At 65.7% G+C, this 13,442-nt stretch carries 12 protein-coding genes and 1 riboswitch; of the genes, 11 read left to right on the top strand and 1 reads right to left on the bottom strand.

Going from position 1 to position 13,442, the window contains the following annotated elements:
- Window positions 1–106 precede the first annotated feature (106 nt).
- From ftsH to QQS14_RS03245, 10 genes are all read left to right on the top strand, one after another.
- Window positions 107–2,149 (top strand): ATP-dependent zinc metalloprotease FtsH, encoded by a 2,043-nt coding sequence (gene ftsH, locus QQS14_RS03290; RefSeq protein ID WP_285905474.1) that lies wholly within the window; start codon window positions 107–109, stop codon window positions 2,147–2,149.
- Window positions 2,150–2,159: 10 nt separating this feature from the next.
- Window positions 2,160–3,017 carry a dihydropteroate synthase gene (folP, locus tag QQS14_RS03285; RefSeq protein ID WP_285905473.1) on the top strand — a complete coding sequence of 286 codons (858 nt, stop codon included), beginning with the start codon at window positions 2,160–2,162 and terminating at the stop codon, window positions 3,015–3,017.
- Between the two features lie 8 nt (window positions 3,018–3,025).
- Entirely contained in the window at window positions 3,026–3,775 is a 750-nt protein-coding gene (gene cdaA / locus QQS14_RS03280) for a diadenylate cyclase CdaA (RefSeq protein WP_285905472.1), read from the top strand.
- 3 nt (window positions 3,776–3,778) lie between these two features.
- The gene (locus tag QQS14_RS03275) at window positions 3,779–4,684 is read left to right on the top strand and encodes a CdaR family protein (RefSeq protein WP_285905471.1); all 906 of its coding nucleotides are present in this window, start codon (window positions 3,779–3,781) and stop codon (window positions 4,682–4,684) included.
- Between the two features lie 29 nt (window positions 4,685–4,713).
- Window positions 4,714–6,066, top strand: a complete 1,353-nt coding sequence (glmM, locus tag QQS14_RS03270; RefSeq protein WP_285905470.1) for a phosphoglucosamine mutase — start codon at window positions 4,714–4,716, stop codon at window positions 6,064–6,066.
- Between the two features lie 29 nt (window positions 6,067–6,095).
- Window positions 6,096–6,968, top strand: coding sequence for a UTP--glucose-1-phosphate uridylyltransferase GalU (galU, locus tag QQS14_RS03265; protein WP_285905469.1), 873 nt, complete (start codon window positions 6,096–6,098; stop codon window positions 6,966–6,968).
- Window positions 6,956–7,804 carry a hypothetical protein gene (locus tag QQS14_RS03260; protein WP_285905468.1) on the top strand — a complete coding sequence of 283 codons (849 nt, stop codon included), beginning with the start codon at window positions 6,956–6,958 and terminating at the stop codon, window positions 7,802–7,804. The genes galU and QQS14_RS03260 overlap by 13 nt, the downstream gene beginning before the upstream one ends.
- 9 nt (window positions 7,805–7,813) lie before the next feature.
- A complete protein-coding gene (gene priA, locus QQS14_RS03255) occupies window positions 7,814–10,192 on the top strand; it encodes a replication restart helicase PriA (RefSeq protein ID WP_285905467.1) in 2,379 nt (792 codons plus the stop codon).
- Between the two features lie 112 nt (window positions 10,193–10,304).
- Complete coding sequence (locus tag QQS14_RS03250) at window positions 10,305–10,814, top strand: OmpH/Skp family outer membrane protein (RefSeq protein ID WP_285905466.1); 510 nt, start codon at window positions 10,305–10,307, stop codon at window positions 10,812–10,814.
- A gap of 10 nt (window positions 10,815–10,824) precedes the next feature.
- Window positions 10,825–12,291: an SH3 domain-containing protein gene (locus tag QQS14_RS03245; RefSeq protein ID WP_285905465.1), complete on the top strand. Its 1,467-nt coding sequence runs from the start codon at window positions 10,825–10,827 to the stop codon at window positions 12,289–12,291.
- A 64-nt stretch (window positions 12,292–12,355) separates the two neighbouring features.
- Here the strand turns inward: QQS14_RS03245 and QQS14_RS03240 are convergent, their stop codons facing one another.
- Complete coding sequence (locus QQS14_RS03240; RefSeq protein WP_285905464.1) at window positions 12,356–12,793, bottom strand: hypothetical protein; 438 nt, start codon at window positions 12,791–12,793, stop codon at window positions 12,356–12,358.
- 241 nt (window positions 12,794–13,034) lie between these two features.
- A riboswitch (TPP riboswitch) is annotated at window positions 13,035–13,138 on the top strand.
- Between the two features lie 90 nt (window positions 13,139–13,228).
- Between QQS14_RS03240 and thiS the strand changes: the two genes are divergently transcribed.
- Window positions 13,229–13,429, top strand: coding sequence for a sulfur carrier protein ThiS (thiS, locus tag QQS14_RS03235; protein WP_285905463.1), 201 nt, complete (start codon window positions 13,229–13,231; stop codon window positions 13,427–13,429).
- The last annotated feature ends 13 nt before the right edge of the window (window positions 13,430–13,442 follow it).

Raw genomic sequence — 13,442 nt, 5'->3', positions numbered from 1 at the left:
ATTACTTTAGGAAATTGACAGGCCAAAACACTGACCGCGCGCCTTTGCCGCGGTCCGCTCAAGAGGGCGACGCGGCCCCGAGCCGCGCTGTCCGGAGGAATTGTCTTTGAATAACCACATGAAAAATCTCGCTGTCTGGGCCGTCATTTTTGTCTTGATGGTCGTGCTCTTCAACATGTTCAACCAGCCGCCCATGCCTCAGGAGCAGCCCTCGTACAGCGAGTTCCTGTCCATGGTGGATAACGGCAGCGTGGTCGAAGTGAAGATCCAGGGGCAGCGGATCAGCGGACTCAAGTCTTCAGGAGAACGCTTCAGTGTCTACACCCCCGACGACCCCAACCTCATCGACACCCTGATCAAGCGGGGAGTCCAGGTCAAGGCGGAGCCGCCGGACGAGTCGCCGTGGTACATGACGCTGCTCCTTTCCTGGTTCCCCATGCTCCTGCTCATCGGCGTGTGGATTTTCTTCATGCGCCAGATGCAGGGCGGCGGCAGCGGCGGCCGGGGGGCCATGAGCTTTGGCCGGTCCAAGGCGCGCCTCATCAACGAGGAGACGGCCAAGGTCACCTTTGACGACGTGGCTGGCGTGGACGAGGCCAAGGAAGAACTCTCCGAGATCGTCGATTTTCTGCGCGAGCCGCGCAAGTTCACCCGGCTTGGCGGGCGCATCCCCAAGGGCGTGCTCCTGGTGGGCGGCCCGGGCACGGGCAAGACCCTGCTGGCCCGCGCCGTGGCTGGCGAGGCCGGCGTTCCCTTCTATTCCATATCCGGCTCGGACTTTGTCGAGATGTTCGTGGGTGTGGGCGCTTCAAGGGTGCGCGACCTCTTTGCCCAGGGCAAGAAGAACGCGCCGTGCCTCATCTTCATCGACGAGATCGACGCCGTGGGCCGTCAGCGCGGCGCTGGCCTCGGCGGCGGACACGACGAGCGCGAGCAGACGCTGAACCAGCTGCTGGTGGAGATGGACGGCTTCGAGTCCAACGAGGGCGTCATCCTCGTGGCCGCCACCAACCGGCCCGATGTGCTCGACCCGGCCTTGCTGCGGCCCGGCCGCTTCGACCGTCAGGTGGTGGTCCCCAATCCCGACCTGCGCGGCCGCGAGCGCATCCTCAAGGTCCACAGCCGTCGCACCCCGCTGGCCCCGGAGGTCAATCTGGAGGTCATAGCCAGGGGCACCCCGGGCTTTACCGGCGCGGACCTGGAAAACCTTGTCAACGAGGCCGCGCTTCATGCCGCCAAGGTGGGCAAGGACCACGTCAACATGAGCGATTTCGAAGAGGCCAAGGACAAGGTCATGATGGGCGGCCGTGAGCGGCGCAGCCTGCTCATGAACGAGGAAGAGAAGCGCACCACCGCCTACCACGAGGCCGGGCACGCCCTGGTGGGCAAGCTGCTGCCCAAGGCGGACCCCGTGCACAAGGTGTCCATCATTCCCCGCGGAAGGGCCCTTGGCGTGACTCTGTACCTTCCCGAGGAAGAGCGCCTGACCATTTCCAAGGAATATCTCGAAGCCCGCATGGCTTGCGGCATGGGCGGCCGGGTCGCCGAGCTGATCGTCTTCGGCCATTTGACCACCGGGGCCGCCAACGACATCAAGCAGACCACCAAGATCGCCCGCAACATGGTCTGCGCCTGGGGTATGAGCGAGACCCTTGGTCCGCTTGACCTTGGCGACAACCAGGACTCGCTTTTCCTGGGCAGGGAGATCGTCCACAACCGGAACTACGGTGAGGAGACGGCCAAGGCCATTGATGCCGAGGTGCGCCGCTTCGTCGATGAGGCCCACAACACGGCGCATCGGCTGATCACGGAGAACCGCGAGTTTCTGGAAGCCATGGCCCAGGCCCTGCTGGAACGCGAGACCCTGAACAGTCAGGAGATCGACCTGCTCAGGGAAGGCAAGCCCCTGCCGCCCATGGAGACGGTCAATGGCGGCAAACCCGCCTCTTCGTCCGGCTCTCCTTCATCCGGTCCCGACCCGTCCGCTCCCACGGCAGGGTACACCGCCGAGGGCAAGGTCGTGCCCGGTCCCGGCTACAGGCCGGTCAGCGAAGAGGGCTCCGGGGATGACGATTTCATCCTCGAAGAGGACGAAGACAAGGACGATCAGGCCAAGGGGCCGGACGATTCCGATCCCAAGCGTGATTAGCTGGCCGCCTATGCGCGACAACACCACATGGACAGTGAAGGGGGGCAGGGTCTTGGGCCCCGCCCCCTTTTTCATCGCCGGGATCGTTAACGCGACCCCGGATTCCTTCTATGACGGCGGGGCGCACCATGATGCCCGGCAGGCCGTGCCCCACGGGCTGGCCCTGGCCCGCCAGGGAGCGCACATCCTCGACGTGGGCGGCGAGTCCACGCGCCCCTATGCCGACCCTGTGAGCGCGTCGGACGAGCTGGCGCGCGTGCTGCCGGTCGTCGAAGGGCTGGTCGCCTCTGGCGAGCTGGCGGGCGAGGCGGGGCCGGTGGTGTCGGTGGACACCTGCAAGGCCGAGGTGGCGGCCCGCGCGCTGGAGGCGGGGGCGGCCATTCTCAACGATGTGTCCGCCTTTTCATTCGACCCCGCCCTTGGCGACGTCATCGCCCAGTACAGGCCGGGATATGTGCTCATGCACAGCCTCGGGCGGCCGGGGAGCATGCAGGACGCGCCGCGTTATTCGGACGTGGTCGAGGATATCGCGGCCTTTTTCGAGGAGCGGCTTGAGCGGCTCGACATTCTGGGGCTGCCCCGGGACAGGGTCGTGCTTGACCCGGGCATCGGGTTCGGCAAGACCCTGGAGCACAACCTGGACATCCTGCGCGGCATCGAGCGGTTTCTGGCCTTCGGGCTGCCGTTGTTTCTCGGGATTTCCAACAAATCCCTGTGGCAGGGGCTGCTTGGCCTGCCCGTGGACAGGCGGCAGAACGCAACCCAGGCGGCCACCGCGATCATGGCTGCCAGGGGGGTGGCCATCCATCGCGTCCACGAGGTGGAGACCACGCGACAAACATTGACTATCGTTCACGAAATAGCGTAGCAAAGATCATGTTTGAACTTTTCGGGATGGAGATAACCTGGCGCGTCGTGCTCGACATCGTGCTCGTGGGCGTCATCTATTACAACATCATCCTGCTGGTGCGGGGCACGCGGGCGGCCGCCGTGCTCTACGGCATGGTGGTGGTGCTGATCATCTACTACTTCTCCGACCAGTTCAACCTGTACACCTTGAGCACCCTGCTGGGCGAGTTCCTCAGCTCCCTGTTCCTCGTGGTGGTCATTCTCTTTCGCACCGACATCCGCAAGGCCTTGGCCAGTGTGGGGACCAAGCGGTTCTGGACCAAGTCGCAGATGCGCGACGACACGCTGGACAACCTGATCCAGGCGGCCAAGAACATGGCGAGCACCAGCACCGGGGCCATCATAGTCATCGAAAAGAACATGCCCCTTGGCGACATAGTGGAGCGGGGCATCGAGCTTGACGCCAAGGTCAACAAGGAATTGCTGGAGACGATTTTCTTCGCCGACACCCCGCTGCACGACGGTGCGGTCATCATCCGGCGCGACCGGGTCGTGGCCGCAGCCTGCATCCTGCCACTGTCGTCCAAGCTGCGCGGCCAGCCCATGTACGGGACCCGGCATCGCGCCGCCCTCGGCATCAGCGAGGAGTCGGACGCGGTGGTCGTCGTGATCTCCGAGGAACGCGGAGAAGTGTCGGTGGCCATGAACGGGCGGCTGACAACCAGCCTTGACGAAGTGCGCCTTCGGCGCGTGCTGCGCAACGCTTTGGGACGGTAAGGCATGAAGAAGAACTGGCAGACCATGCTGCTGGCCCTGGGGTTGGCCATCTTCACATGGTTTCTGGTGACCGGCCGCGAAGTCATCGAAACCTGGGTGGAAATGCCCGTGATCATGACCAACCCGCCTGAGGGGCTGATGATCGAAGAGGGCATGATCGACAAGATCCAGGTCCGTCTGCGCGGGCCAAAGGGACTGGTGGGCAACCTCGCCTCCCAAACCCTCAATTATCCCCTTGACGTGAGCCGTCTCGGCGTGGGCCAGCAGGTGGTGGAGATAGACGCCTCGCGGCTGCCCCTTTCCTCCGCCTACGAGATCATCGAGGTTCGGCCCAACCGGCTGCGCCTGATGGTGGACCGCCGGATGACCAAGGTCATCGAGCTTGAGGCCGCCTGGTCGGGCCAGCTCAACCAGGACTATGTCCTGCGCGAGGTGCGCGTCACGCCTGCCCAGGTGGAGGTGCGCGGCCCGGAGACCAAGCTGCGCAAACTCACGGCCATCAAGGTGGTCATGCACGAGGACTTTCCCGACACCGTGCCCGCACGCTGGGCCGAGGATGTGGGCGTCGAGGTTCCTGACGAGATCAGGCCCTCGCCCGCCCGGGTGCGGGTGGAGGCGTTTTTCGGGCCCAAGACGCGCGAGATATGGGTCAAGCTACCCCTCTCCTTTGACGAGCCCAAGGGGTTCCGGGCCGCTGTGGCGCAGGATTACGTGCGTCTGCTCATCGAGGGGCCCATCGCCCTGTTCCGCAACAACGATTACCGCAACGACATGGCCGCCACCCTGCTCTTCCCCGGCAAACCGGCCGAGGGTCGGTTCGACTTCGAATTCGCGGTGACGCTGCCTGAAGGGTGCTCGCTGGTGCGCAGGAACCCGGAAACCATTACGACCACGTTGACCAAACGATAGACGCCGCACCGACGGCGGTGGAGCAATGCATGAAGCAGAGGCTTTTCGGAACCGATGGCCTGCGCGGCCAAGGCAATATCTTTCCCATGACTCCCGAGATCGCGCTCAAGCTGGGGCTGGCCGCAGGGCAGTATTTCCGCAACGGCTCGGGCCGCAACCGGGTGGTCATCGGCAAGGACACGCGCTTGTCGGGCTATGTATTCGAGACCGCGCTGACCTCGGGGCTGTGCGCCAACGGCATGGAGGTCTTCCTGGTAGGCCCGCTGCCCACTCCGGCCATCTCGTTTCTGACGCGCAACATGCGCGCCGACCTCGGAGTGGTCATTTCGGCCAGCCACAACCCGTTCATGGACAATGGCATCAAGTTCTTCGGTCCCGAGGGGTTCAAGCTGCCCGACTCGGTTGAGGACGAGATCAGCGAACTGGTGTTGGCCGACAACCCCCGCTGGGAGTATCCCGCGCCCGAGAATATCGGCAAGGCGCACCGCATCGTGGACGCGCAGGGCCGCTACATCGTCTACCTCAAGAACAGCTTCTCGCCCAAGCTGACCCTGGACGGGCTGAAGATCGTGCTCGACTGCGCCAACGGCGCGGCCTACGGCGTGGCCCCCAGCGTGCTTGAAGAACTGGGCGCCACGGTGGTCAAGGTGGGCACCACGCCCGACGGGCTGAACATCAACCACAAGTGTGGGTCCCTCTATCCCGAGGTCATCTCGCACATCGTGGTGGACGAGGGCGCGGACATGGGCATCGCCCTGGACGGCGACGCGGACAGGCTCATCGTCTGCGACGAGAAGGGGCGCATCCTCGACGGCGACCAGATCATGGCCTTGAGCGCCCTGGAGATGATGGAGAAGGGCAGGCTGCCCGGCAACCTGCTGGTGGCCACGGTCATGAGCAACATGGCCCTTGAGCTGTTCATGCGCGAGCATGGCGGCAGGCTGCTGCGCACTGCGGTGGGCGACCGCTACGTGGTCGAGGCCATGCGTCGCGAGGGCGCGAGCCTGGGCGGGGAGCAATCGGGCCATCTGATTTTCATGGATCATTCCACCACCGGGGACGGCCTCCTTGCGGCTCTGCAATTATTGCGTATAATGGTCGAAAAACAGCGGCCGCTCTCGGAGCTGGCCGGGCTGCTCGAACCCTTTCCGCAGGAACTGCGCAACGTCCATGTGGAGCGCAAGGTCCCGTTCGAGCAGGCCCCGGGGCTCCAGGCCGAGGTGGACAGGGTCGAGCAGGCCCTGCGCGGCAAGGGGCGCGTGCTCCTGCGCTATTCTGGCACCGAGGCGGTCTGCCGGGTCATGGTCGAGGGACCGGACGCCGAGGACGTGCGTCGTCACGTCGAGGATCTGGTGGAGGCCTGTGAAACGTTCCTGCGCTAAAGCCCAACGCATACCCACGGAGGATTCCCATGGAGATCACCAAGGCCGTCATTCCCGTCGCCGGATGGGGCACGCGCTCGCTTCCCGCCACCAAGAACGTTCCCAAGGAGATGCTGCCCATCTTCCGCAAGCCCATCGTCCAGTACATCGTGGAGGAGGGCATCAGCGCGGGCATCACGGACGTGGTCTTCGTCACAAACCAGAACAAGACCATCATCGAGGACCATTTCGACCGCAACTTCCTGCTTGAACAGCTTCTGGCCCGGGCCGCCAAGGTGGAGATGCTTGAAGAGGTGCGCCGAGTGGCAGACATGGTCAATGTCATTGCCGTGCGCCAGAAGGAGCAGCTCGGCCTGGGACACGCCGTGCTCACCGCCCGCGAGGTGTGCCGCAACGAACCCTTTGCCGTCATGCTTGGCGACGACCTCATGTTCGGCCGCGACACGGGCATCGGCGAGCTGATCAAGGCTGCCAGGATCGAGAACAAGGCCGTGGTGGGCGTCATCGAGGTTCCCAGGCACAAGGTCAGCAAGTACGGGGTGATCAAGGGCACGGAGTTTGCCAAGGGCATGTACACGGTGTCGAGCCTCGTGGAGAAGCCGTCGGCCGAGCAGGCCCCGTCGAATCTGGCCATCATCGGCCGCTATGTTCTGCTGCCCGAGATCTTCGACATCCTTGAGGGCCAGAAGGCGGGCGTGGGCGGAGAAATCCAGCTGACAGACGCCCTGCAGGGGCTGGCCGACCGCGACAAGCTCATTGCGGTGAAGCTTCAGGGTCAGCGGTTCGACGCCGGTGACTGGGTGGAGTACCTGACCGCCAACATCTATTTCGCCCTACAGGACGAGGAGCTTCGCGACGACCTTGTCAAGCGGCTCCAGGAGTTGCTGTCTTGCCCAAGCTGATCTGGTCGCTGTGTCTCGCGGCCCTGGGCCTCCTGGCGGTGGTGCCCGCCACCGCCCAGTCGCCCCGGGTCCAGTCGTCCGGCGCCCAGTCTTCCGAGAGCGAGGAGCTTGCCCGGTCGCTGCGCAGGCACTATGGCGGGCTGACCTCCTGGGAGGCGGTCATGACCTTTGCGGACCATCCGGGGGTTTCCGCTCATGTCTGGCAGTCGCGTGGCCGCTGGCGGCAGGAGTGGACGTTTTCGGTCGCGGCTGCGCCCGAAACTCCGGGTGAGGGTTCGGAGAGTGTGCCCGCCATCGAGTCCGGTCCGGTCGAGGCCGTGGCCGTGGCCGTGGGCATGAATGATCGGGTGGTGGCTTCCTGCCCGGAAGGCGGGTTCGCCCTGCCGCCCCTCATGTTCTGGCTGCCCGCCGACCCGTTGGCCCGGTGGAAGGCCTGGGGCGTGGACATTGCCGAGCGCAGCTACGGATTTTGCGGCGACGCGCCCTGTCTCATGCTCGGTGCTTATTCCGGCCACGGGGCGGGCGGCGAGGCAGGCCCGGCCGTGTGGCTGCACAACGAGGACAAGTCGCCGCTCATGCTCCGCTACCGGGCCGGGGGCCGGGTGGTGAGCCTTGATTTCGACGAATACCTGACCATGGGCGGCTTCAGGCTGCCGGGGCGGGTGACTGTCCGGGCGGGCGAGGCCGTGGTGGCCGCCACCGTGCGCTGGGTCGCGGTCAACCGCGCCGACGACGAGGCGTTGTATGCCCGCGATCAGGTGGGTGCATCGCAGTGCGTTGCGCCGCCTCCGCCCTTTGACCTCCTGCGCGACCTGCGCCATCCCGCAGCGGAATAGGTGGCCGTCATGGCCGATCTCTGGCTGGTCACCCTTGTCAGCCCTCCCTACCAGACACTGACCTACGAGCGGCCTCCGCATTTTCCCGGGCTGGTCCCGGGTCTGCGGGTCATCGTCCCCCTAGGGCGGTCCCATCGCATGGGCGTGGTCGCCGGTCCGGCCGACGACAAGGCCCTGAGTCAGCCCGAAGGCGTGGTCATCAAGCCCATGATCTGGCCGCTGGAGACGACCCCGCTCCTGGACGCGGCCTATCTCGATCTGGCCGAAAATCTCGCCACCCGGCAGATGGCCAGCCCGGGCCGCATCCTCGAAACCCTGCTGCCGCGGGGCCTGCGCACCGCTGCCGTCACATTCCGGGTGGACCGGCACATGGCGGACCGGCCCCTGCCCGGCTCCATCCGGCCCGCCGAGCTTGCCCGGCTGCCCGAGACCGACAGAGTCGCCCTCATGGAGTTGTGGCTCGCCGGGCGCATGCGCGTGCGCGTCAATGTCAAGCGCGAGGAGGAGGAGCGTTTCGCCTCCCTGGTCTCGGACCCGCCCTGGGCCGTGCGGCCCAATGCCAAGCGGCAGATCAGGATTCTCGAACACCTGCTCGACAACGGGCCGCAGAGCCTCTTTTCGCTGCGCCACGGCCTGGGCGAATGGGCCGTGACCGCTGCTGCCAAGATGGAAGGGGCCGGGCTGGTCACCCTGGGCGAGCTGACCGCCGACCGACTGGCCGAGGTGGACGCCGGGCCGGGCCGCTGCGCCGGGCAGGAGCCTCCATCCTACGTCCTGACCGCCGAGCAGCGTGCGGCACTGGATGGGCTGATGGCCACCATGAACGGCCCTGGCGGGGCGCATTTGGTCCACGGCGTCACCGGCAGCGGCAAGACCGTGCTCTATCTGGAACTGGTCCGCGCCTGCCTGGAGCGGGGCCGCTCGGCTATGCTTCTGGCCCCGGAGGTGGCGCTGGCCTGCCGGCTGCATCGCGTGGTGGCCGAGTATTTTCCGGGGCGCCGCGTCATCTTCTATCACGGCTACCAGAGCCCCCTGAAGCGGGAAACAGCCTTTGTGGACGCCGCCCGTGACCAGGGGCCGGTCGTGGTGGTGGGCACGCGCTCGGCCCTGTTCCTGCCCGTGCCCGACCTCGGGCTGGTGGTCCTTGATGAGGAACACGACGAGTCGTTCAAGCAGGACGAACGGCTGGCCTACCACGCCAAGGAGGTGGCCTGGTTCCGCGTCGAACGCGGGCGCGGGCTGCTGGTGCTCGGCTCGGCCACGCCGGACGTCAAGACCTTCCACGCCGCACGGAGCGGGTCCATCGCGGTGTCCACCCTGGCCGAGCGGGTGGGGGAGAGCGTGCTGCCCGAGGTGGAGTTGGTGGACATCTCGGCCCTGGCCGGATCGGCCGCCCCCTTTGCCCCGGCCACGGAGGAGGCGATCCGGCAGACCGTGGAGCAGGGGCATCAGGTCATCGTTATGCTCAACCGGCGAGGCTACGCGCCCCTCATGTACTGCCTCGACTGCGCAGAGACCGTGCGCTGCTCCGAGTGCGAGGTGGGCATGACCTACCACAAGGGCCGCGAGCGGGTCATCTGCCATTACTGCGGCAAGTCGCACTCCTATCCGATGCTGTGCGCCAAGTGTGGCGGCGGCAATTTCGTACCCATGGGCGAGGGCACGGAGCGGATCGAGGAGCACCTGGGCGAGCTGCTGCCCGAGGGTGTCAAGGTGCTGCGCCTGGACCGCGACGCCACCCGGCGGCAGGAGCGCCTGGAGGAAATACTGGGCACCTTTGCCCGGGGCGAGGCACAGGTGCTGGTGGGTACGCAGATGATTTCCAAGGGGCACCACTTTCCGGCCGTGACGCTGGTGGTGGTGGCCGACGGCGACCTGGGCCTGAGCCTGCCCGACTATCGCGCCACCGAGCGAACCTTCCAACTGCTGGTGCAGGTGGCGGGCCGGGCCGGGCGCGGCCTTGAGCCGGGCCGGGTGCTCATCCAGACCCGCAACCCGGGCCATCCCATCTGGCGCGATGTGCTCAGCGCAGACTACGCGGCCTTTTTCGAGCGCGAGATCGGGCGGCGCAAACTTTTTGGCTACCCGCCCTTCACCCGGCTCGCCCTGGTGCGCATCAGCCATCCGACGGACTTTGCCGATGGCCCGGCAACCCTTGATCTTCTGGGCCGGGTGCTGACCGGCCGGGCTCCGGGTCTGGGCATCGCCGCCCTGGGACCGGCCCCGGCCCCGCTGGCCATGCTGCGCGGGCGCAGGCGGTTCAACTGTCTGCTCAAGGGCGATGACTGGGGCCGGATCAGGACCCTGTTCGCCCACCTTGTCCAGGCCAACCCCTGCCCGGCCAAGGTGCGCCTCGGCCTCGACCTGGACCCCCTGACCACCTTGTGACCCGCCTCGACAACCCGGGCCGTTTGCGGCTACAGTGCCCCAACCGTGGCGGGGCGGCGCATCCGTTCCCGTCGCCGAGGTTTGTTTTGTCGAGAGAGAGGAAAACACCCGCATGAAAATGCCGAAGACATGTCTGTTCATCCTGTGCCTTGTCCTGGCCCTGGCCGCGACCGCATCGGCCCAGGCCTCCAAGGTGGGGTTCGTCAACCCCCAGCGCATCATCAATGAATCCCGCATCGGCCGCATCGCTCAGGACGATCTGGCCCGGCTGGGCAGGGAGAAGGATCGCCGCGTGCGCGAATCCCTGATGCGGGTTGAGGCCATCAAGGCCGAGCTTGAGAAGGGCACCCTGTCCGTGTCCGAGGAGCAGGCCCGCGAGCGGGCGCTGCGGCTGGCCGCCCGGGAGTATGAAATGCTGGTGGAGGAGAGCAATGCGGACATCCAGTCCGAGGAGCGGCAGCTCATCCAGTTCGTCATGCGCCGGGCCGATTCCATCCTGCGCCGCATCGCCGAGGAGGCGGGATTCACCATGATCCTCACCGACCCGGAGATCATCGGCTACGTGGCCCACTCCATGGACATCACCGACCGCGTCATCAAAGAACTTGACGCCATGATATAGGCGGCACCCGATGCACAAGACATATTTGATCATTTTGACGGCCCTGTGTCTGCTGCTCGTGGGCGCGGCCACTGCCGCCGCCTTCGGCGAGATACGGTATCCTGACCGCCCCCTGAATCTGCGGGCGGATCGCTCGGCCCAGGCCCGCTGGGTCGGCAGTCTCCATCCGGGCCAGAAGGTCCGTGTGGCCTTCATGAAGGACGGCTGGGTGGCGGTGTTTGAACCCGGCGAGACCCGCGCCGACGAATCCGCAGCCGTGGGGTATTCCAACGTCCGCTACCTGCTGCCCAAGCCCACTCGGGTGGAGCCCGAGACCTGGGGTGAACTGGTCTACACCCCGCGCAAGCTCAACATCCGCGACGCTTCATCCATCAACGGCAAACTTGTCGGCTCGCTGGAGGCCATGGAGCGGGTCAAGGTGGATTTTCCCGAGGGCGACTGGGTCATGGTCTTTCGCGAAAGCGCCACCATCCGCTCGCAGATGAACGCCCTGGGCTACTGCGCGGCCACGTATTTCGAGCCTGTCACGGCCGGGGCATCCGGTACCCAGGCGGCGCAGCCTGCCGAAGACCCGGGGGCGAGCGGCGGGGCCGAGGTGCGCGGGGCGGCCGTCACCCCGCCTGCCGTGCAAGCTCCTCCCGTGCCCCAGCCCGCTGCCGCAGCGCAATCCCCGGCACCGGAATCCGTGGCGATCACGGACGCTTCCGGCGACTGGGGCAAGGTGGTCACCCTGCAACGCGAGGTCAGCCTGTGGCGCGACCGGACCTCGGGCTCGACCCAGGTCCGCACCCTGAAGGCGGGCGAGCGGGTTCGCGTGGATTTCCTCAAGGGCGGCTGGTACGCCGTGTTTGAGGAGGGCGAGGTGTTGCGTAGCGAGAACCGCGCCCTGGGCTACGCCCTGCGCGCCCTGGTGGACGGCGAGGGCGGCGACGCGGATGCCCCCCAGGCCAGTCCGGCCCCGGCCAGTCCCGAACCGGCCAGTTCGGCCCAGACTAGGCCCGAACCGGCACGGCCTGAATCGGCACGGCCTGAACCGGCAAGGCCCGAACCGGCACGCCCCGAACCGGTCCAGCCGGAAAAGACGGCGGCCGCGAGCGGGGGGGAGAGGCAGACCCTGGTCATGGACCGCAGCCGGTTCTCCGGTGCCAAGCGGCCGGACCCCACGCCGGACAAGAACGCCCACGGCTACCAGTATCGGCTGCTGGAAAAGTCCGAGACCAAGAAATACGGCGTGACCTGGATCACCCTCAAGGTGTTCCTGTCCACCACCAAGCTGCCCGACTCGAACCAGCTCAAGGATTTTTCCACCACCCTCTGGAACGAGCATAGGCGGGCCATGCGCAACCTCGTGGTCCACATCTACCTGCCGGGCATGGACACGGACGACATCTCCTACGGAGTGGTCAGTTTCGACGACAAGGCCATGCTCGAACTGTGGGTCAGGCAGGTGGCCCTTTTCGGGACCAAGTTCCTTTAGGAATTCATCGCGCGGGCTGAATGGAACAGGCGCGGCTCCGAGGCGGGGCCGCGCCTGTTTCTTTCTACACCATGTCGCGTTCGATGAAGAGGGGGATGGCCTTCCTGAGACTCCCGCGCGGGGCGGGGCGTTTGGCAGGAACGGCTGTCGTGGATGGAATCAGGTACAGGCTTCGGCAGTTCTGGCATTCCCAGTTGTTTTCCCGGCGCTGGAGATTGATCAGCAGCCCGTCGCGGTCGTAGCAGACCTGGCAGTAGGGGCCTTTTTTCTCCCCGCCGTCGGCCAGCCAGTACTTCTGGCCGTCGAAGCGCACCTTGTCGGCCAGATCGAGCACGGCCGCCACCTCGTGGAGCTGGGACTTGAGCGCCTCGTTCTCCTCGCACACGGCCAGAAATTCGTCCTGGAGGCTCTTGAGGAGCGCCTCGGCCTCGTGGTGCCTGCCTTCGCGGCTGAGAAGCAGGGCGCGCTTGAATCCCGTGGCCTGGAACAGAGTCGAAGACATGGAACGTTTCTCCTGTTTTGGAGTGGGTTACGGGAACCTTATCGGCATGGTTTCGAGTCCACTTTAGGATTCCTGGACCGAAAAAGAACAGGGAGGAACGGTCCGGTCAGGGATTCTTTCATCCGGGTGGAGAGGGCAATCTTGTGTCGTCGTCATGTAATACCCCGATATGCTGTCGTTTATTGTCTTCAATGTTGGCAGGAAACACCGCCTTTACACGGCGTCCGCTTTGGCATAGGGTCTTGGCAGCTAGGGGTGCCTCGTGGAGGCTGAGATGGGCGAAACGCCTGACCCTTTGAACCTGATGCGGGTAATCCTGCCGTAGGGAAGCTGCAATAAGTCTGTGATTTGATTTGCAGTATGCGCTTGCCCCTCAGTGGCGGGCGCGTTTTTTTTTGACGGTGGGGCCTGGCCCCGGCCGCGAGGGAGTACGTCATGATCGTCGTGGTCAATGGAACACAGCGGGAAATCGATCCCGGAACCACTGTGCTCGGCCTGCTTGAGGGGCTGGGCATCGCCCCGGACACCGTGGTGGTGGAGCGCAACCGGGAGATCGTGCCCTCGGCCACCTTTGCCGGGGCCGTCCTGAACGAGGGCGATCATCTCGAAGTGCTCCGCTTTGTGGGCGGCGGCTAGACAGGAGCGGAAC

Origin of the sequence: Pseudodesulfovibrio pelocollis (assembly GCF_030282845.1) — a bacterium.
GTDB lineage: Bacteria > Desulfobacterota > Desulfovibrionia > Desulfovibrionales > Desulfovibrionaceae > Pseudodesulfovibrio > Pseudodesulfovibrio pelocollis.
This window is presented reverse-complemented; position numbering and strand designations above follow the sequence as displayed.